A 19,123-nucleotide genomic window follows, 5' to 3' on the forward strand; every position below is an offset into this window, starting at 1 on the left:
ATGATCCGGGGGCGCTGTTCAGCGGGCCTGGCGGCGCCGGTTGATCGCTGATGGAAGCGTGTACGCCGACAGGCGGGTTGCGTGACATGACTGCCGAGCACCGGTGTCCCGACTCGACCAGGCGGCAGTCGGGCGCGGGTGCGCGGCGGCTCGGAGCAACCAGGCCGTGTGGCCCGTACATACGCTGGTACGTCTGTGGCTGTCAGGCGGCCAGCGTCTTGAGTCGGGAGGCCGCCTCCTCCAACACGCCTGTCCGCTTGCAGAACGCAAAGCGGACAAAGGGGGCGCCCCGCTCGCGGTGGTCGTAGAAGACCGCGTTGGGGATCGCGACCACCCCGCAGCGCTCCGGCAGGGAGCGGCAGAAGGCGAAGCCGTCGCTCTCGCCGAGGGGCCGGATGTCGGTGGTGATGAAGTACGTGCCGGCCGGGCGGAAGACCTTGAAGCCCGCCTGCTCCAGGCCGCCCGCGAGCAGGTCCCGCTTGGCGCGCATGTCCGCACGGAACTCCTCGAAGTACGCTTCGGGCAGGCGCAGGGCCTCGGCCACGGCGTACTGGAAGGGCCCGGAGGCGACGTACGTCAGGAACTGCTTGGCCGAGCGCACTGCCGTGACCAGCGCGGGTGATGCCGTCACCCAGCCGACCTTCCACCCGGTGAAGGAGAAGCTCTTGCCTGCCGACCCGATGGTGACCGTGCGGTCGCGCATGCCCGGCAGTGTCGCGAGCGGGATGTGTTCGGCTTCGTCGAAGACCAGGTGCTCGTAGACCTCGTCGGTGACCACGAGGAGGTCGCGTTCGACGGCGAGTGCCGCGATCGCGGTCAGTTCCTCGCGGGTGAGGACCGTACCCGTGGGGTTGTGCGGGGTGTTGATCAACAGGAGACGGGTGTGGTCGGTGACCGCGTCGCGCAGCTCGTCGAGATCGAGTCGGAAGCTGCGTCCGTCAGCGGCTCCGCCGCCGGCCCCGTCCTGGCGCAGCGTCACGGGGACGCGGGTGCCGCCCGCCATCGCGATACAGGCCGCGTACGAGTCGTAGTACGGCTCCAGCGCGATCACCTCGTCGCCGGGCTCCAGCAGGGCGAGCAGCGCGGCCGCGATCGCCTCCGTCGCGCCCGCCGTGACGAGGACCTCGGTGTCGGGGTCGTACGTGAGCCCGTACCGGCGCTCCTGATGCGCGGCGATCGCCGTACGCAGCTCGGGGATGCCGGGGCCCGGCGGGTACTGGTTGCCGCGGCCGTCGCGCAGCGCCCGTACGGCCGCCTCGCGGACCTCTTCGGGGCCGTCGGTGTCGGGAAAGCCCTGTCCGAGGTTGATGGAGCCGGTGCTCACGGCCAGGGCCGACATCTCGGCGAAGATCGTCGTCCCGAACTCGGCGAGACGGCGGTTGAGGAGCGGGCGCGCGGTGGAGGTCATGGCGGCCATCCTGCGCGCAACCTCTGGAGTTGCTCAACTCTGCTTTGAGCTCCGACGGCCGGGGGCATCCCCCTCTCACGCAAGAAGGAAGCCGGAAAGAAGCAAGCGGGAACAGCAAGGAAGCATCCAGAAACACAACACAGAAACACAAGCGAGAAGCAACGCCCACGGGGGGTCGCTTCGGGGGAACGAAAGGAGGGTGACGCCATGAACATCGGCATCATCCTGGCGGTTGTCGCAGCAGTGGTCGTCATCGGTGTTGTGATCGCCGCGAAGAGCGACAGCAGGACGTCGCGCTCGCGCAGCCACTCCAGGAGCGGCGGCAGCTGGTGGACCTCCGGTGGGGGCGGCTACCACGGGGGCAGTTCGTGCAGCGGTGGCTCGTCCTGCGGAGGCGGGTCGTCCTGCGGAGGCGGGTCGTCCTGCGGGGGCGGCGGGGGAGGATGCGGCGGCGGAGGCAGCTGACACGGGGCAGCTGGTCCTGGGGGGAACCGCATCCGGGCCGTCCGGCACCATGAGGCGTCCGCCGGAATGTGACAACTCTCCGTGAGAGTGTCACATTCCGGCGGACGCCTCGCTGTAGGGATATCCGTGGGGCATCTACCGCCGGGCGCTTGACAGTTGGGGCGCTCGCGGCGCACTCGTGAGCCGGGGGCGCACTACCCGGTTGAACTGGTGAGCTGGGGAGCCCTCGGATGGATGGAAACCGCACGAACATGGGTAAAACTGCTTTGGCAGAAGCGCTTTTCATGATTCCCTGCTAATCCGACGCAGCCCCCGACACATCCTTCTGAGCAGGCAGACCGGGCGATTCCCCGGCGCCGGCCCGGGGTGCGACGGACCCACTCACCCTTTTGCGTGCCAGCGGAGCCGACCCATGCTCACGAATCTCAACACCGCCTATACCGACACGCGCGCGGCCGACCTCGCCTGGGCCCTGGGACGCGAGCCGCTCCCCGCGCTCGCGGCCCTCGACCTCGAACTGTCCGGCACAAAGCTCCAGTTGAGACTGCTCGGCGCGTCCCACCAGGTACTCCTGGAAGAACGGAACGGCACCTGTTCGGAGACCGTCGCCTGCATCCCCGGCAGCAGCACACCCCTGCCGCTGGGCGTGGCCAAGCGCGTGGGCGAGTGGGAGTACGAGTTCGCGGCCCGAGTAGAAACGTTGTCACACGGTTCGTTCGCAGGCCGCGCCCAGGAACTCCTGGCCCTGGTCTCCGACCACCCCCACGGCCTGGCAGGAGTCTTCCCCGGCAACCCCCACGCCTTCACAGCCCTGCTGGCCCAACACCACGAGGGCCAGGTCCACTGGCGCACCTGGCACGCATATCCCCAGGACGGCCAACTGGTCGCGACGCGCACGAGAGTTGGGGTACGGGTGGCGGCTCCGGCATAGGTATGCGCACTCCCAACAAGTTCCACACTTGTGAGTGACACAGCCCGCCGCAGGCGTGACGTACTGTGACCGGGGTGATCGACCCGCACGCCCCGGCCCCGCCCGGCGCGCCGCCCCTGGAGGGCGCTCCAGGCGAACGGCCACGGCTGCCCGTCAGGGCAGCCACAGGCCGGTTCCTGGTGCTCGCGGGCGTCTTCGTCTGCGCAGCCTGTGGACTCGTCTACGAACTGGAACTCGTCGCCCTCGCCTCGTACTTGATCGGCGACTCCGTCACCCAGGCCTCCGTCGTGCTGTCCGTGATGGTCTTCGCGATGGGCCTCGGCTCACTCATAGCCAAACGCCTGCGCTCCCACGCCGCGGCCGGCTTCGGGGCGATCGAGGCGCTGCTCGCGCTCGTCGGCGGATGCAGCGCCATGGCCCTGTACGCCACCTTCGCCTGGACCGGCCCCTGGGGCGGGGTGTGGGAGGGCGGCTCCCGTCATCTGCTCGTCGTCTTCTCGCTGGTGATCGGACTCCTCATCGGCGCCGAAGTGCCTCTGCTGATGGAGCTGATCCAGCGGATCAGGCGGCAGGACGCGGGCGGCGCGGTCGCGGACCTGTTCGCCGCGGACTACGTGGGCGCGCTGGTCGGAGGACTCGCCTTCCCCTTTCTGCTCCTGCCCCTGCTCGGCCAGTTGACCGGCACACTGATCACCGGAACCGTCAACGCGATCGCGGGCGCCGCCCTCGTACTCGGCCTCTTCCGGCAGGACCTGACCCGCCGCGGGCGCCGGCTGCTCGTCGCCGCCAACCTCGTCGTCCTGGGGCTGCTCGCCTCCGCCGCCGTCCACGTCGACGACTTCGAACGGGCCGCACGGCAGGCGGTGTACGGCCACGGCGTACGGGTGGCGCTGCAGACGGACGTACAGGAGATCGTCCTCATCGGCGGCTCCGACGGGCGTCCGCTCAGCCTGTTCCTCGACGGGCGGCTGCGGGTCAGCGGTCGTGACGAGCGGCGCTATCACGAGGCGCTGGTGCACCCGGTGATGCACAAGGGGCCCCGCGCGCGCGTGCTCGTCCTCGGCGGCGGGGACGGGCTCGCCGTACGCGAAGTGCTGCGCCACACGGGCGTACGGCAGGTCGATGTGGCCGAACTCGACGCGGCCGTCGTGCGGTTGGCGCGCACCGACCCGGCGCTGTCCGCGCTGAACAAGGACGCGTTCGGGGATCCGAGGGTGCGCGTCGTCAACACCGACGCGTTCGTTTGGCTGCGCGAGACCCGGGACACGTACGACGTCGTGATCTCGGATCTGCCGGATCCCGGGATCACGGCCAGTACGAAGCTGTACTCGCAGGAGTTCTACGGGCTCGCGCGGCGGGTGCTCGCCGAGCGCGGACGGCTCGTCGTGCACGCGGGGCCTGTCGCATCCCGGCCGCGCGTGTTCTGGACGGTCGACGCGACACTGCGGGCGGCGGGGCTGCGGACCGTGCCGTACCGGGTGGGCGGTCGCGACTCCGGCTTCGCGGCAGGGCCCGACCGTGCGAGGGGCCCGGCGGGGGCGCCGCGCGACTGGGGCTTCGTCCTTGCGTCCCGTACGACACCCGTGCTGTCCCTCCCCGGGGCGGCGCGGGCGGCGGAACGCACCCGGCTGCCGGGCCTGCCCCCGTCGACGCTGGTGCATCCGCGGTACGCAGGCTGAACCGAATGCGCTGATACGTGGGTGCGGAACGGGCCACGCTGGGTAGGCTCGGCCGACATGGAGCATGAGGTGTTCGTTCCGGTTCCCGTCGAACGTCTCCGGGAGGCGCTCGCCGATCCCGCGCGGGTGGCCCGGGCGGTGCCCGGGCTCCAGCAGGACGCGGGGACGGAGCCCGTCTCCGGACGCCTGAAGGTACGCGTCGGCAGTCACAGCATCACCTATCGCGGGACGCTCCGGGTCGCCGGACAGGACGACGGTTCGTACGCCGTCGAAGGCGACGGCACCGAGGCCCGCGGGAGCGGCTCGGTGAAACTCGCGCTCACGCTGTCGCTCCGCTCGGCTGAGGGGGGCTCGGTGCTTGCCTTTGGGGGGACGGCTTCGGGGGACGGGCGGGTTACGGAGTTTCCTTCGGATGCGGTGGCGTCGGCGGGGACGCGGTTGCTGAACCGGTTCGCGGAGAACCTGGCGCAGACCTCCGGAGGTTCAGCGGGTGCTTCTCGAGTTATTGAGGCTTCTGGTGAAGCTGAGGCATCAGCCGGTACCGCTGAGGCTTCTGGTGACGCCAAGGCAACTGGTGAAGCTGAAGCCTCTGTTGAGCCGGAGGCTCCTGGTGAGGCGGACGGGGCGTCCGCGTCTGGCGCGCCGGACGCGGCAGACGTGGACGACGCGCCGGACGCGCCGGAAGCTGCGGCCGAGCCGGCCGCCGGCTCCGACTCGCCGATCGCGCTGCCCGAAGGGGCCCAGGATGACGAGGCAGCGGCTGCCGAGGAACCCTCCGTCTTCGAGACGGACGTTCCGCCGCCCTCGCTCGCCCCGTTCGCCGAGGACCACTTCGAGGGTGGTTTCGAGGAGGAGGATGAGGCCGGGGAGCCTCCGGCCGAGGCCGCGCACGCTCGCCGGACGATGATCGGGCGGAGCGCGGAGGAGGTCGATCACGCGCCGCCGCGTGGGCGGTACGCGCCGGTGCCGGCGCCCGAGGCCGTGTCTGGCAGCGCGGCGCTGCGCTGGGCCGCGCCTGCTGCCGCGCTTGTGGTGGCCTCGGCCATCGTGCTGGGCCGCGTCCTGCGCCGACGGCGCTAGCCGCTCCGCGGGGCGCGCTGTGAGCCGGTCACCCGGTGCGGGTGTGGGCGTTCCCGGGGCTGCGCCCCCAGACCCCCTTGACAGGTCGTTTCTTGGCCGCGGGTCCGTTGTGGCTGGGCGCGCAGTTCCCCGCGCCCCTGACGGGGCGCGCCCCGGGGCTCACCCCCGACGTCCACCCCTCACGCGCCGGACTTGCCGGAACCCCGCTCCAGCGGCGGAGCCGTGACGCTGCCGTGTGTCCGGCACTCGGGCCGCCGGCAGTCCGGCGCCGGCTGGCGAACGGTTGTAAAGGCGACGATCGCGCCGACCACGACGACCGCGGCACACATGGGCATCGCCCGTGTGAACGCGTCGTCGAACGCGGCAGGCGAGCGATACGCCTCCGCTCCCATCCCCGCGGCCAGCGGCAGCGCCGCGACCGCCACCAGGCCCGCCGCGCGGGCCGCCGCGTTGTTGATGCCGCTGGCCAGCCCCGCACGGGAGGCGTCCACGGAGGCCAGTACCGTCGCCGTCAGGGGTGCGACCAGGGTGACCATGCCGAGGCCCAGCACCAGCAGCGCGGGCAGGACGTCCAGGACGTATGACGCGTCCGTGCCCACCCGCAGCATCAGCACCATCCCCGCCGCGCACAGCAGCGGGCCGACCGTGAGCGGAATGCGCGGGCCGATCCGACGGCCCAGGTCTCCGGCGCGGGCCGACAGGAGCAGCATCAGGACGGTGATGGGCAGCAGCGCCGTACCGGCGCCGAGCGCCGAATAGCCGGAGACGACCTGGAGCTGGAGTGCGGTGAGGAAGAAGAAGCCGCCGAAGGCCGCGTACACGCACAGGGTCACCACATTGACCGCCGTGAACTGGCGGGACGCGAAGATGTCGAGCGGCATCATCGGATCGGCCCGTCGCCGCTCGACGTACACGAAGGCGATGCCCGCAACCACACCCACGCCCGCCGTCACGGTGACGACCAGCGCGCCGCTCCGGGCCTCGATCAGGGCGTACGTCACCAGGGCGAGGGCGAGCGCGCCGAGGGCCGCGCCGAGTACGTCGAAGCCGCGGCCGTGTTCCCGCCCGTCCTTCGACTCCGGTACGTGGCGCAGGGCGATCGGTGCGCACAGCAGGGCGAGCGGGACGTTGAGCAGGAACACCCAGCGCCAGCCTGGGCCGTCCACCAGCCAGCCGCCGAGGAAGGGGCCGATCGCGGCGCCGATACCGCCGAACCCCGACCACAGGCCGACGGCCTTTCCCCGGTCGTCGGGATGGAAGGAGGCCTGGATGAGGGCGAGCGAGCCGGGGGTGAGCAGCGCGCCGCCGATGCCCTGGAGGGCGCGGGCCGCGATGAGCACAGGGGCGTTCGGTGCGATGCCGCACAGCAGGGACGCCGCCGCGAACCAGATCACGCCGACGACGAAGACCTTCCGCCGTCCGAAGCGGTCGCCGAGGGCGCCGCCCAGGAGGATCAGACCCGCGAGGGTCACCATGTACGCGTTGACGGTCCACTGGAGGGCGGCGAGATCGGCGTCCAGGTCACGGCCGATGCGCGGCAGAGCGACGTTCACCACCGTCGAGTCCAGCATCGCCATGCTCGAACCGAGCACCGTGGTCAACAGGATCCATCGCCCCGTGGGGCTGCCGATCCTGACGCCCGAACTCTGCTGGTTCTCCTGGTTCTCCTGCTCAAGGGCAGCCATACCTCGGAGCATACGGAACGGCCCGGCGCCCCACAGGGGTACCGGACCGTCCGGAAAGGGCGCCTACTTGGCCGACGCGTCCCTACTTGATCTCCGTGCGCCTTACTTGATCTTCGTGCCGGTCGACCGGAGGTTGTTGCAGGCCTCCAGGACACGCGCCGCCATCGACGCCTCGGCGGCCTTGCCCCACGTCCGCGGGTCGTACAGCTTCTTGGAGCCGACCTCGCCGTCGACCTTCAGGACGCCGTCGTAGTTCTTGAACATGTGGTCGGCGACGGGGCGCGTGAAGGCGTACTGCGTGTCCGTGTCGATGTTCATCTTGACCACGCCGTTCTCCAGCGCGGTCGCGATCTCCTGCTCCGTGGAGCCGGAGCCGCCGTGGAAGACGAAGTCGAACGGGGAGGTCTTGCCGTACTTGGCGCCGACGCCCTCGTTCAGCTCCTTCAGGAGCTCGGGACGCAGGACGACGTTGCCCGGCTTGTACACGCCGTGCACGTTGCCGAACGACGCGGCCAGCAGGTAGCGGCCCTTCTCGCCCAGGCCCAGGGCCTCGGCCGTACGGATCGCGTCGTCGACCGTCGTGTACAGGGAGTCGTTGATCTCGTGCGAGACGCCGTCCTCCTCGCCGCCCGTCGGGGTGATCTCCACCTCGAGGATGATCTTCGCGGCGCGGGCGCGCTCCAGGAGCTCCTGGCCGATCGTGAGGTTGTCGGCGAGAGTCTCCGCGGAGCCGTCCCACATGTGGGACTGGAACAGCGGGTTCTCACCGCGCGCCACGCGCTCCTCGGAGACGGCCAGCAGCGGGCGTACGTACCCGTCGAGCTTGTCCTTGGGGCAGTGGTCCGTGTGCAGGGCGACCGTGATGTCGTACTTCTTGGCGACGATGTGCGCGAACTCGGCCAGCGCGACCGCGCCGGTGACCATGTCCTTGCTGTGCTGGCCGCCCAGGAACTCCGCACCACCGGTGGACATCTGGATGATGCCGTCGCTCTCGGCCTCCGCGAAGCCGCGCAGCGCAGCGTGCAGGGTCTGCGACGAGGTCACGTTGATGGCCGGGTAGGCGAACTTGCCTGCCTTCGCCCGGTCGAGCATCTCGTTATAGACCTCGGGGGTTGCGATGGGCATTGTCCGCTCCTTGTATGTGCGGGTGGAGTTCTGCTTTACAGCCCTGACCTAGGGGGCGACGTCATCGTCGTCCCCATCTTTCCAGACTTGGCCGGACGATCCAGCCACGCCGCCCCAGCCTGTGGACAACTCCTGTCACGGGCTTCGGGAACCTGTGGACAACTCCCCGTGGACACCTCTCAGTTCAGTCCAGGCCCAGTTCGTCCTTCGAGTACGCGAAGAGATACGGCACCCCGGCGCCCTCCTGGATCTTCTCGGCGGCGCCCGTGGCCCGGTCGACGATCGTCGCGACGGCGACCACCTCGGCCCCGGCCTCCCGCACCGCCTCGACGGCGGTCAGCGGGGAGCCGCCGGTGGTGGAGGTGTCCTCGACCACCAGCACCCGCCGGCCCTTGATGTCCGGCCCCTCCACCCGCCGCTGAAGACCGTGCGCCTTGGCGGCCTTCCGCACGACGAAGGCGTCCAGCCGCCTGCCGCGCGCGGCGGCGGCGTGCAGCATCGCGGCCGCGACCGGGTCGGCACCCATGGTCAGCCCGCCCACGGCGTCGAACTCGAGGCCGTCGGTGAGGTCGAGCAGCACCTGGCCCACCAGCGGGGCGGCCTCCCCGTCGAGGGTGACGCGCCGCAGGTCGACGTAGTAGTCGGCCTCCAGACCCGAGGAGAGGGTCACCCTGCCGTGCACCACGGCCTTGTCCTTGATCTGCTGCAGCAGCGCGCCGCGTACGTCCGTCATGCCCGCCAGCCTAGAGCCTCGAACAGAATGGGCGCCCGGCTCGCGACGCCTGGCACGCACGCTCGCCGCGTTGCCAAAAGGCCCTAGTAGCTCCGCTACGAGGGCCTTCCGGCGCCTTGCGATCGCACGCACCAGACGCCGCGAGCTGATCGGACTCCCATTCTGTTCGAGGCTCTGGAGCCGCCCGCCACCGGGTCCAGATGCCCTGGCTCACAGCCGCCGCCAGGACCACGTGGTCGTGGCTTCCAGGGGCTCGATCGGTGTGACCAGGCGGGGCAGGGTGTTGAGCCCGTTGGGCGGACCGGTCTGCGGCTCCACGCACACGGCCGCCTCCTGCTCGTCGTACACGACGACCCACTCCTCGCGGCTGGCCACCTTCAGCTCCAGCTGCCCCGGCCAGGTCAGGGTCACGTCGACGCCCCCCGGCATCCCGAAGCAGTCGTCCCACGGCCCCGGCTTCGGGTCGAGCCGCCGCCCCGTGGGCAGGTGGTCGTCGCCACGCTCCTCCTGCCAGGCGGCCGAGAAGTCGATACGTACGTCGTCACCGCCCAGGTTCCGGTTGAACCATGGATGCCACCCGATCTGCGCCGGAAAGGAGTCGTCGTACGTCTCCACGGACATGGTCAGCGTCAGCGCGTCCTCGCCCAGCGAGAAGACCTGCGTGACGCGTCCCGCGTACGGCCAGGGTTCGACGAGGTCGTACGTGATCACGGCCTCGTTCGCGCTCGTACGAGCCGTCCGCCAGGCTGCGTCACGGGTGGTCCCGTGGATGGCGTGGGGCGGGGAGCTGAGGGGCAGTTGATGCACGGTGGCCCCGTTGAGGAAGCGCCCGTCCCTCAGGCGCCCACACCAAGGCACCATGGGGAAGGACCCGAACTTCCCGCCTTGGCGCAGCAGTTCAAGCCCGCCGACCCGCAGCCCACCGACCCGCCCGCCGTTGCCCGGCCGCACGACCACTTCCGCGTCACCCGCGGTCAGCGTGATGTCTTCGTTATGCACGGCATGACCCTACTGGTCGGAAGATCTGCGGGCGGTGGGGAGGGGCGCCCCTGAGGGGCCGCAGCCCCGACTGCTACCGCCTGAGCGCCGCGTACGCCTCGGCGCTGCTGTCCTGCAGGAACTGCCAGCACCTCTCCGCTTCGTCCTTCTCGTTGATCGCGTCGGCCGCGCGGGCGAGCGCGGCGAGGCAGCGGAGGAAGCCGCGGTTGGCGCGGTGGTCCCAGGGGACGGGGCCGTGGCCCTTCCAGCCGGACCGGCGGAGCTGGTCGAGGCCGCGGTGGTAGCCGGTACGTGCGTACGCGTACGACTCGACCACGCGTCCCGCCTCGAAGGCGTCATCGGCGAGCATGGCCCAGGCCAGCGAGAACGTGGGGTGCTTCGCCGCGACTTCGGCGGGCGCCAGGGACTCCTCGCCCAGCATGCGGTACGCGTCTTCGTTCTCCGGCAGGTGCGTCGGGTCAGGGCCGCCGAGCAGGTTCTTGTGAGTCGTCATGCATGCAGTCTGCCACTTTGCGGTCAGGCGTTCGGGCAGCCTCCTCTGCGCCGGCCGACGATCGCACGGGGGCGGCGATCGGGGCCTTCTTCGGTGGTTTTGTGGGCCACGGGTGGGGCCGTTTCCGGGAGGCGAGATCCTCCGTCCAGCCGACCGTCACGATCACCGCCGCGGTCAACGGCCAGACAAGCAGGAACAGGAACCAGTCCGAGCCCAGCGGCAGATACTGCTCCAGGAACGGCACCTGCCACATCCGGTCGGTCAGCGCCACGGCGAGGATCAGCGCGACCTCGTGCCACAGGTAGATCGTGACGGCACGGGCGTTGAAGAGACAGACCAGTCCGTCGAGCCACGGCCACCGGGGCAGCGAGCGCGGCCGGAACCGCATCAGGAGGAGGACGAAGCCCAGCGACCACAGGGCCTGCTGTTGCGCTGGGTGAGGACCGTGACGTTCGGCAGGTCGAGCGCGGCGGCGATCTCGGCGGTGCCGTCCGTCGAACCGTCGTCGACCACGATGATCTCGATGGGATGGCCGCTGTCGGCGAGCGAGCGCACGGTGTCGGCGATGCACTCGCTGTCGTTGTACGCGGGGATGATCACGCTCACCGGTTCGGTGACCGCATCGCCGTCCCCCCAGGTGAAGTCCGCTCGCTCGGGCGGGCGGCCGACGGGTCCGCCGCCCCGACCCGTGCTGAATCGTTACGCCCGCTCTTGCTGGACTCCGACGCGTCCTGGTCCCGCCCGTCGGCGGCGCCGATGGACGGTTCCCGGTCCCGGTCGCGCATCGGCATCAGCGTCTCGGGAGCGAAGGGTGCCGCCCCGGCGAGGCTCAGCCCGAGGGTCAGGCAGTAGGTGACGCAGACGCCCCCCATACCCCACCCGACACGGCGGACCCAGCGCGGGCGACGCCCGCTGGAGTCGACGAAGACCGGGTCGCTCTCGGAGGCGGGTGTGGATGTGGGTGTGGATGCGGCTGTGGCTTCGGATGCGGACCTGGGCGTGCTGCCGGTCTCCGCGGCGGTCCCGGTCGTGCGGCTGTCCTCGGCCGAGGTCTCGGCCGAGGACCCGGCTATGTCGCCGTTCTCGGTCGTGCTCTCGTTCCCGGCGCCTTCACATGCGCCCGAGACAGAGTTCGTCACGGTTCCCCCATGTCGAACGTTCAACTCCAACTGCCCAACCTAGAAGCCGAAATGGACGCCCGCAGGGGAGAAGCGAGTCGTCACACACTCCTCACAAGCTGTGTGGCTGCTGTATTTGCGATGTTCCCGGTGGAGCCTGCGCGCCTGACCGGTGTGACCAGGTCGCCCTTGCGGACCCGCGAGGCGACCCGGAAGATGCGAGGTGGGGACCGGGGCCCCCGTGTCGAAAACGGCAGGGGCGGACCGCTACCCGGAGTACACAACAGGAGACAGCGATGTCCCACGAGGCTGAAGAGCCCGAGACCCCGCATCTCGACTTCCAGGGCACGACCCCGTACGAGGACTACGTACAGGCGGATGTGCTCACCCACCTCCAGCACACCCTCTCCGACGATCCCGGAGAGATGGTCTTCCTGGTCACGACCCAGGTGATGGAGCTGTGGTTCACGGTCATCGTCCACGAGTGGGAGACCGCGACAATGGCGCTGCGGCAGGACGACGTGCCGGTCGCGGTGGCGGCGCTGAAGCGGTCCGTACGGGAGCTTGAGGCGCTGAACGCCTCCTGGAAGCCCCTGGGCCAGCTGACCCCGGCCCAGTTCAACTCGTATCGCAACGCCCTCGGGGAAGGCTCCGGCTTCCAGTCCGCGATGTACCGGCGCATGGAGTTCCTGCTCGGCGAGAAGTCCTCGTCCATGCTCGTACCGCACCGGGGTGCGCCCCGCGTACACGCCGAGCTGGAGAAGGCACTGCATGAACCGAGCCTGTACGACGAGGTGTTGAGGCTCCTGGCCCGGCGCGGGTATGCGATTCCCGCTGCCGTGCTCGAGCGCGACGTCTCGCTCAGGTACGAGCCGTCGCCCGAGGTCGAGCAAGTGTGGGCGTCCCTGTACGCGGGCGACGACAGCTCCGAACTCACCCGCCTCGGGGAGGCGTTGACCGACGTCGCCGAGCTGGTGTGGCGATGGCGCAACGATCACCTGGTCGCCACCCGGCGCGCGATGGGCGCGAAGGCCGGGACCGGGGGTTCGGCGGGTGTGGCCTGGCTGGAGAAGCGGGCGCGGAAGAACGTGTTCCCCGAGCTGTGGACGGCGCGGTCCTATGTCTGAACTGAGCGTAAAAGCTGCGGAGTTGGACGCGGCCGACGAACTGGCCAAGCTGCGCACGCAGTTCGTACTCGACGACGTTGTGTACCTGGACGGGAACTCGCTCGGCGCGCTCCCGACGGCCGTGCCCGGCCGGGTCGAGGACGTCGTACGGCGGCAGTGGGGTGAGCTGCGGATCCGCTCCTGGGACGAGAGCGGCTGGTGGACGGCACCCGAACGGATCGGCGACCGGATCGCTCCGCTGGTGGGGGCGGCGGCCGGGCAGATCGTGGTGGGTGACTCGACAAGTGTCAATGTTTTCAAGGCGGTTGTGGGGGCGGTGCGGCTGGCCGGGGACGGCCGGGACGAGATCGTCGTCGACGCCACCACATTCCCCACGGATGGTTACATCGCCCAGTCGGCGGCGCGTATGACCGGCTGTACGGTGCGTGCGGTGGCCCCTGGCGACGTACCGTCGGCACTCGGTCCGCGTACCGCGGCGGTGTTGCTGAACCACGTCGACTACCGCACGGGGCGCCTGCACGATCTGCCTTCCCTGACGGCGGCCGTGCATGAGGCGGGAGCGGTCGCCGTCTGGGACCTGTGCCACAGCGCGGGCGCCCTGCCGGTGGGGCTCGACGAGCACGGGGTGGATCTGGCGGTCGGCTGCACGTACAAGTACCTGAACGGCGGCCCCGGTTCACCGGCATTCCTGTACGTACGCCGCGACCTCCAGGACCGCTTCGACTCCCCGCTCCCCGGCTGGAACTCCCACGTGGACCCCTTCGGCATGCGCTCGGAGTACGAACCGGCGGGAGGCGCACCGCGCGGCCGCGTCGGCACCCCGGACATCCTCTCCATGCTGGCCCTGGAGGCGGCGCTGGAAGTGTGGGAAGGGGTGTCGATCGAGACGGTCCGCGCCAAGTCCCTCGCGCTCACGGACTTCTTCCTGGACTGCGTCGCGGCGTACGTCTCCGAGGGCCGGGTGGAGTCGGTGACCCCGTCGGTCCACGCGGACCGGGGGAGCCAGGTCGCTCTGCGCTGCGACGGCGCGCAGGAGGTGATGCGCCGCCTGATCGCCCGCGGAGTGGTCGGCGACTTCCGCGAACCGGACATCCTGCGCTTCGGCTTCACGCCGTTGTATGTGGGGTTCGGGGATGTGGAGAGGGCGGTGAGGGTGTTGGCGGGGGTGGTGGGCTGAGGTGGTCTGCGGCGGGGTGGGGCTGGGCCTCCGGAAGTCCTTTCGGCATGCCCGGAGTCAGCCCGGTCGGTGCCCCACCGCCAGGAGGTGAGAGCTCGCCGCGAGCAGCTCGGGGTACGGCTCGGCCATGCGTGCCGCGGTCAGGGCGGACTCGAACATCTCGGATCCGATCAGGGACTGTCCGGTGTGCCGCTCGGTCGCCGCCAGAAGCGACCAGGCAGGGCCCTCGATACCGAACACTTCGGCCTCGGTGAAACCGGCCGCGGCCGCCTCGTCGCGCAGTTGCTCGGCGCCATGGAAGTACGCGGCGGTGAAGGCCTTCTTCCCGTCGTGGGTCTGCGTCGCGAGGATCTTGCCGATGCTCTTCTGTACCGGCTCGCGGTGCAGGTGCGCGAACGCCGTGTGCTCGAAGAGCGACGCGTACTTGTTGATGCCGGCCGCCGCGATGAGGGCGCCGGGCTTGAGGACGCGGTACGCCTCGGCGAGGGCCCGGTCCCGGTCGGCGCGCTCGATCAGGTGGTAGAGCGGGCCCAGCAGAAGGACGACATCGTACGAGGCGTCCTCTGCGGTGAGCCGGCGTGCGTCCCCCAGCTCGACCGTGGCGCCGGTCTGCTCAGCCTGCTCGATGTGGCGCGGGATCGGGTCGACGAGGTGCACGGTGTAGCCCGCGGTTCGCAGGGTCAGCGTGGACGATCACTACGTCCCACCGTCAGTACCTGCACGGTCATGGTTTTTTCCTCGACGCCGTACATGATCCGGTAGTAGCCGAGGAGCAGTCGGTACATGTCGCTGTTGCCCAGGCGAGAAGCATTCGTGGGGCGGGGATTGTCCGCAAGGTCGTATACCGCTGCGGTGATGAGCATGGCCGCATCGGCATACCGGTCATTGAGCGCGGCCAGCTGGTCGATCGCGCTGTCTGACCAGACGATTTCGTAGGTCACTTCTTGCGCGTCCCATCAGGGTTCAGGCCGAAGCGTGCAGCCACGTCGGCATGGGGCACCCAACGAGTCGTACCGGCCTTACTGTCCTCGGCCGCCGCCAAATCCCGCTCGTCCTCGAGCTGCTGGACATAGTCGAGCAGCCCTATGGGGACGACTGCCGCCACGGGGGTGCCATGGTCCGTGATCTCGACGGTCCTACCACCGTGCCGCACTTCGTTGACGACCTTGCCCAGGTTGTTCCGGGCATCCGTGAGCGTGTAAGAGGCATCCATGAACCGAATCCTACATTTTGTAGGCCACCGTTTCGCAGGAGGGAGAGATGAGGCCCGTTGCAGACGAGTACGACATCAGCTGGAGGTGCGCCCGAGCACCGAAAGGATCCGCGTGCCGTGCCGTGCGACGCCGCCCGCAGCAGGCACACTCGCGCCCGGTGACAGCCACCATCGCCCACCGGCTCACCAACCCAACTGTGCAATCTCCTCCGCCACCACCGCGCACGCGTCCGCCGCCGGATCGATCAGCGGGAAGTGCCCCACATCCTCGAGGAGCGTGAGCCCCACCACCTCGCCGGCCTTCGCCGCCGCGTCCGCGTACGACTCGGCGACGGCCTGGGGCACGACGACATCGGTCCGGCCCTGCACCAGGGTCGTGGCGATTCCGGTGGGCAGCAGAAGAGCGGGATCGGCGTACGGCTGCCGCTCGCCGAACAGCCCCTCCCCGCCCAGGAGTTGAAGAGCCGCACCAGCGCACACATCCAGCTTCTCGGCGACGGCGAAGTCCGCGATCGGAGCCAGCGCGACGACACCCCGCAGCGGCGCAGGCCGCTCCGTACGCCAGGGTGCGTCCTCCGGCAGCAGATGTCGGGCGGCGGCCCACAGGGCGAGCTGCCCGCCCGCCGAGTGCCCGGTGATCACCATGCGACGCGCATCGGCCTGCGGAAGGGCCTCCCGTACGAGACCGGGAAGCGCGTCGAGCGCCGCCGCGACGTCGTCGAAGGTGTCCGGCCAACGCCCCGCGGCGGAACCGTCATCGCCCTCCCCAGACCCGCCACCGCCACGCCGGTACTCGACATTGGCCACCGCGAACCCGCGCCGGGCCAGAAAGTCCGCGAACGGGGTGATGTGCCGACGGTCGTACGCGGCCCGCCATGCGCCCCCGTGCAGAACGACGACGAACGGGGCCGACTCCTCGCCTCCGCGCGGGGCGTAGAAGTCGATCACCTGGTCGGGATGGTCGCCGTACGCGGCGGTGGTGTCGGGATCGACAGGCGGATGCGAGAAGGCCGACCGCTCCTCGGCCGCGGCACGGGCGGCGACGGCGGCCTCCGGTTCAGCGGCTACGCGGGCTTCGTCGTCATCCGGCATGCTCCAACCTCTCAGCGGTGTTCGAACGTTGGCCGGGACGGTATCAGCCCCTTGACGTGGGCCGACATGGGGCTGTCACGCTGTTGCAGGCGGTGGCGCACGGTGCCCGGTCAGTTCACGTACGAGCACGGCCGCCACTGCGCCTACACCGATCCGACCGCCCCCGGTCATACCCCTAATACCTGAGAGCTACGTCTCAGGTGAGCTCCCTGGCGGGACGCCGACCACGAGGTCGCGTCCGTAACTTCCTTTCCCGTGAGGCCCGATGAGCGGGTCGGTGAGCTGGGAGTGAGGGCACGGACGGCATGGGGGTACGGGGGAGGCTGAGGCTGCCGGAGCCTGGAGCGAGGCCGGATTCGGCGGCAGGGGCGGAGGAGACGGCTGGGTCGGCTCGTTCGGCTGGTCCGGATGCTGGTTCAGCTCGGGCGCGGCGGCCGGGGCGGCGCGGCCGGCCTTTGCGCGGTCTGCTCGCTGCGCTGGTCACGGCCGCGATAGTCGTCCCCGTCTCCGCCGCTGCCGCACGCCCGGAGATCCCGGCCCCCGCACCGGCCCGCCTCGTGGCGGTGCGCCCGGCCGACCTGGATGAGACGTACGCAGCGAACCGTGCGAACGCCGCCGAGGCGGCCCGCATGGCCGCCGATCACGGTGACCACGGCCGCGCGTCCGCGGTCCGCTCTATGGCCAACCCGGGGCGGCACTTCCTCACCTTCGACGCCCGCGGCTCCGGCCGCGCCATCGAGGTCTTCGGCGACCTGGCGAAGGCCGAACGCGTGGCCGTACTCGTGCCCGGTTCCGACACGAACCTGGACACGTACGAGCGCTTCCGCGCGGGAGCTGACGCCTTGCACAAACGGCTCGGCATACGTGGCGCTGTCGTTGCCTGGCTCGGCTATGAGACGCCCGGAACCATAAGCCCCGAGGTCCTCACCACGGGGCGGGCGAAGGGTGCGGCACCTGAACTGCGAGATTTCATACGGGAGTTGGAGGCCCTGAATCAGCAGGCCCGGGTCTCGCTCCTGTGCCACTCGTACGGAAGCGTTGTGTGCGCGGAGGCGACCGAGAGCGCGTTCCGGGCCGCCGGTTCCGTACGGTCCTCCGGGTCCGCCGGTGCATCTCATGCCGCCGGTGCCTCGCGTACCCCGAGCGGCGAGGGCCGCGCCATGGGCGGCCTCGATGTCTCCGACATCGCGCTCTTCGGCAGCCCCGGAACCGGCGTCGATTCCGTCGCCGGGCTGCACACGGACGCCCGCGTCTGGGCGGGCCGAGGCGCCGACGACTGGATCGCGGACGTCCCGCACGCCAAGGCGGACCTCTTCGGCACAACGGTCGGTTTCGGCACCGACCCCGTGTCGCCGGACTTCGGCGCGCGCGTCTTCGCGGCCGGCGACGGCGGCCACAGCGACTACCTCAAGCCGGGCTCAGTGTCCCTGGACAACCTCGCCCGGATCGTCCTCGGGGAGACTTCGGAGGTGACCCATGCGTGAGCTGAAGTTGAGGGGGAGGGTGGGGGAGGGGGAGGGCCCCCCGAAGGGTTCCACGCGGAACGCCGCCCGGCCCAGCCATCCGCAGAACACCAGCCGCCCCCGCCCGCTCGTCCGGGAAGGCTTCCGGGAAGCCCTCCGCCGCCTCCACCGAGCCACCCACCAGATCGACGCCGCAACCCCGCCTCACCGCGACCGCTCCCTCGACGCCCTGCGCGCCTTCGCGATACTCGGCATAGTGCTCGGCCATTGGCTGGTCACGGCGCTGGTCGCGGACGGCGGCGCACTGCGTACGTCGAGCCCGCTGGCGTATATGCCATGGCTGGCCCCGGTCTCCTGGGTCTTCCAGACGCTCGCGGTGTTCTTCCTGGTGGGCGGGCATGTGGCGGCCAGGAGTTACGAGTCGGCGCGGGCCCGTGGCACGACGTACGGGAGGTGGCTGCGTACGCGGCTGTCGCGCCTCTTCGGGCCGGTGGCCGCCGTGCTGGGCCTGTGGACGGTGGCCGCGGTCTGTCTGCTCGTGACGGGGACGGGCATGTCGACGGTGCATGCGTTGCTGAAGCTCGTCCTGTCGCCCCTGTGGTTCCTGCTGGTCTTCGCGGTGCTGACGGCGCTGACCCCGCTGGTGGCGCGGGTCAACCCGTTGTGGCCGCTGGCCGTCGTCCTCCATGTGGACCTCATACGGTTCGGTTTCGGCGGTCCGGCCTGGCTGGGCTGGGTCAATGTGGCGGCGGGCTGGCTCGTCCCGTACACGCTGGGCGCGGCTTGGATGCGGGGTGAGTTGACCCGGCGTTCCGGGTGGGTGCTGCTGATCGGCGGTGCGGCGACGACCGCGGCACTCGTCGGGTGGGCCGGTTACCCGGCGTCGATGGTCGGCGTTCCTGGCTCCGCGGTCTCCAACCTCAACCCGCCGACCCTGGCCGCAGTCGCCTTCGGTCTCGCGCAGTGCGGTCTGGCGTTGCTGCTCCGGGAGCCGTTGCGCCGGGCGATGCGGCGGCCCGTGGCGTGGGCGGCGGTGGCGTTCGTCAATCTCTCCGCGATGACGATCTTCCTGTGGCACCAGACGGCGTTGATGTCGGTCACCGCGACGGGCCTGTTCGCGGGCCGCCTCCCCGGACTGCACACCATCCCCGACAATCTCGCGTGGGTCCTGGCCCGCCTCGCCTGGCTCCCGGTCTTCGCCCTCGCCCTCATGGTGTGCTGGGCTGCGTTTCGCTCCTACGAACAGGGGCACCGCCGTCTCGGTGGGCGCCTGTCGCGCGTGGTTCACGTACACCGTGGCAGGGCGGGGTCGAAGGCGGTTCGCCGTGCATAGAG

At 70.3% G+C, this 19,123-nt stretch carries 19 protein-coding genes and 2 pseudogenes; 8 read left to right on the top strand and 13 right to left on the bottom strand.

What is annotated here, in order from left to right; all coding sequences use genetic code 11:
* Positions 1-202: 202 nt before the first annotated feature.
* Positions 203-1,417, bottom strand: a complete 1,215-nt coding sequence (locus tag ABD357_RS16885) for a pyridoxal phosphate-dependent aminotransferase (protein ID WP_344390977.1) — start codon at positions 1,415-1,417, stop codon at positions 203-205.
* 198 nt (positions 1,418-1,615) lie between these two features.
* Between ABD357_RS16885 and ABD357_RS16890 the strand changes: the two genes are divergently transcribed.
* The 4 genes from ABD357_RS16890 to ABD357_RS16905 all read left to right on the top strand — a co-directional run bounded on the left by ABD357_RS16890 (position 1,616) and on the right by ABD357_RS16905 (position 5,563).
* Complete coding sequence (locus ABD357_RS16890) at positions 1,616-1,873, top strand: hypothetical protein (RefSeq protein WP_344390978.1); 258 nt, start codon at positions 1,616-1,618, stop codon at positions 1,871-1,873.
* A 412-nt stretch (positions 1,874-2,285) separates the two neighbouring features.
* Complete coding sequence (locus ABD357_RS16895; protein WP_344390980.1) at positions 2,286-2,804, top strand: DUF2617 family protein; 519 nt, start codon at positions 2,286-2,288, stop codon at positions 2,802-2,804.
* Between the two features lie 74 nt (positions 2,805-2,878).
* Positions 2,879-4,483 carry a polyamine aminopropyltransferase gene (locus ABD357_RS16900; protein WP_344390983.1) on the top strand — a complete coding sequence of 535 codons (1,605 nt, stop codon included), beginning with the start codon at positions 2,879-2,881 and terminating at the stop codon, positions 4,481-4,483.
* A gap of 57 nt (positions 4,484-4,540) precedes the next feature.
* Positions 4,541-5,563, top strand: a complete 1,023-nt coding sequence (locus ABD357_RS16905; protein WP_344390984.1) for an SRPBCC domain-containing protein — start codon at positions 4,541-4,543, stop codon at positions 5,561-5,563.
* A gap of 179 nt (positions 5,564-5,742) precedes the next feature.
* On the opposite strand, the gene ABD357_RS16910 is transcribed toward ABD357_RS16905, so the two are convergent.
* From ABD357_RS16910 to ABD357_RS16945, 8 genes and pseudogenes are all read right to left on the bottom strand, one after another.
* Positions 5,743-7,248 (bottom strand): MFS transporter, encoded by a 1,506-nt coding sequence (locus ABD357_RS16910; protein WP_344390985.1) that lies wholly within the window; start codon positions 7,246-7,248, stop codon positions 5,743-5,745.
* Positions 7,249-7,350: 102 nt separating this feature from the next.
* Entirely contained in the window at positions 7,351-8,373 is a 1,023-nt protein-coding gene (gene fbaA / locus ABD357_RS16915) for a class II fructose-bisphosphate aldolase (protein WP_344390987.1), read from the bottom strand.
* 184 nt (positions 8,374-8,557) lie between these two features.
* A complete protein-coding gene (gene pyrE / locus ABD357_RS16920) occupies positions 8,558-9,106 on the bottom strand; it encodes an orotate phosphoribosyltransferase (RefSeq protein WP_344390988.1) in 549 nt (182 codons plus the stop codon).
* A gap of 210 nt (positions 9,107-9,316) precedes the next feature.
* Complete coding sequence (locus ABD357_RS16925) at positions 9,317-10,105, bottom strand: aldose epimerase family protein (RefSeq protein WP_344390990.1); 789 nt, start codon at positions 10,103-10,105, stop codon at positions 9,317-9,319.
* Positions 10,106-10,178: 73 nt separating this feature from the next.
* Entirely contained in the window at positions 10,179-10,598 is a 420-nt protein-coding gene (locus ABD357_RS16930; RefSeq protein ID WP_344390991.1) for a DUF3151 domain-containing protein, read from the bottom strand.
* The gene (locus tag ABD357_RS16935) at positions 10,564-10,986 is read right to left on the bottom strand and encodes a hypothetical protein (RefSeq protein ID WP_344390992.1); all 423 of its coding nucleotides are present in this window, start codon (positions 10,984-10,986) and stop codon (positions 10,564-10,566) included. Before ABD357_RS16935 ends, ABD357_RS16930 begins: the two co-directional genes overlap by 35 nt.
* Before the next feature lie 35 nt (positions 10,987-11,021).
* Positions 11,022-11,240, bottom strand: a pseudogene (locus ABD357_RS16940) (glycosyltransferase family 2 protein); the annotation flags it as partial.
* A complete protein-coding gene (locus ABD357_RS16945) occupies positions 11,201-11,737 on the bottom strand; it encodes a hypothetical protein (RefSeq protein WP_344390994.1) in 537 nt (178 codons plus the stop codon). The gene ABD357_RS16945 and the pseudogene ABD357_RS16940, both read right to left, overlap by 40 nt.
* A 275-nt stretch (positions 11,738-12,012) precedes the next feature.
* On the opposite strand from ABD357_RS16945, the gene ABD357_RS16950 reads away from it, so the two are divergent.
* Positions 12,013-12,843, top strand: a complete 831-nt coding sequence (locus ABD357_RS16950; protein ID WP_344390996.1) for a tryptophan 2,3-dioxygenase family protein — start codon at positions 12,013-12,015, stop codon at positions 12,841-12,843.
* Positions 12,836-14,020, top strand: coding sequence for a kynureninase (gene kynU, locus ABD357_RS16955; protein ID WP_344390997.1), 1,185 nt, complete (start codon positions 12,836-12,838; stop codon positions 14,018-14,020). Before ABD357_RS16950 ends, kynU begins: the two co-directional genes overlap by 8 nt.
* 57 nt (positions 14,021-14,077) lie before the next feature.
* Here kynU and ABD357_RS16960 read toward each other — a convergent pair.
* From ABD357_RS16960 to ABD357_RS16975, 4 genes and pseudogenes are all read right to left on the bottom strand, one after another.
* Positions 14,078-14,686 (bottom strand): annotated as a pseudogene (locus ABD357_RS16960) (class I SAM-dependent methyltransferase); the annotation flags it as partial.
* A gap of 14 nt (positions 14,687-14,700) precedes the next feature.
* Positions 14,701-14,961, bottom strand: a complete 261-nt coding sequence (locus ABD357_RS16965) for a type II toxin-antitoxin system RelE family toxin (protein ID WP_344390998.1) — start codon at positions 14,959-14,961, stop codon at positions 14,701-14,703.
* A complete protein-coding gene (locus ABD357_RS16970) occupies positions 14,958-15,233 on the bottom strand; it encodes a type II toxin-antitoxin system Phd/YefM family antitoxin (RefSeq protein ID WP_344390999.1) in 276 nt (91 codons plus the stop codon). The genes ABD357_RS16965 and ABD357_RS16970 overlap by 4 nt, the downstream gene beginning before the upstream one ends.
* A 183-nt stretch (positions 15,234-15,416) precedes the next feature.
* Positions 15,417-16,325 (bottom strand): alpha/beta hydrolase, encoded by a 909-nt coding sequence (locus ABD357_RS16975; RefSeq protein WP_344391001.1) that lies wholly within the window; start codon positions 16,323-16,325, stop codon positions 15,417-15,419.
* 455 nt (positions 16,326-16,780) lie between these two features.
* Between ABD357_RS16975 and ABD357_RS16980 the strand changes: the two genes are divergently transcribed.
* A complete protein-coding gene (locus ABD357_RS16980) occupies positions 16,781-17,809 on the top strand; it encodes an alpha/beta hydrolase (protein WP_344391002.1) in 1,029 nt (342 codons plus the stop codon).
* Positions 17,802-19,121 (top strand): acyltransferase family protein, encoded by a 1,320-nt coding sequence (locus ABD357_RS16985; protein ID WP_344391003.1) that lies wholly within the window; start codon positions 17,802-17,804, stop codon positions 19,119-19,121. The genes ABD357_RS16980 and ABD357_RS16985 overlap by 8 nt, the downstream gene beginning before the upstream one ends.
* Positions 19,122-19,123: the final 2 nt, after the last annotated feature.

The sequence above is a fragment of the Streptomyces vastus genome, from assembly GCF_039532825.1.
In the GTDB taxonomy this organism is placed as follows: Bacteria; Actinomycetota; Actinomycetes; order Streptomycetales; family Streptomycetaceae; genus Streptomyces; species Streptomyces vastus.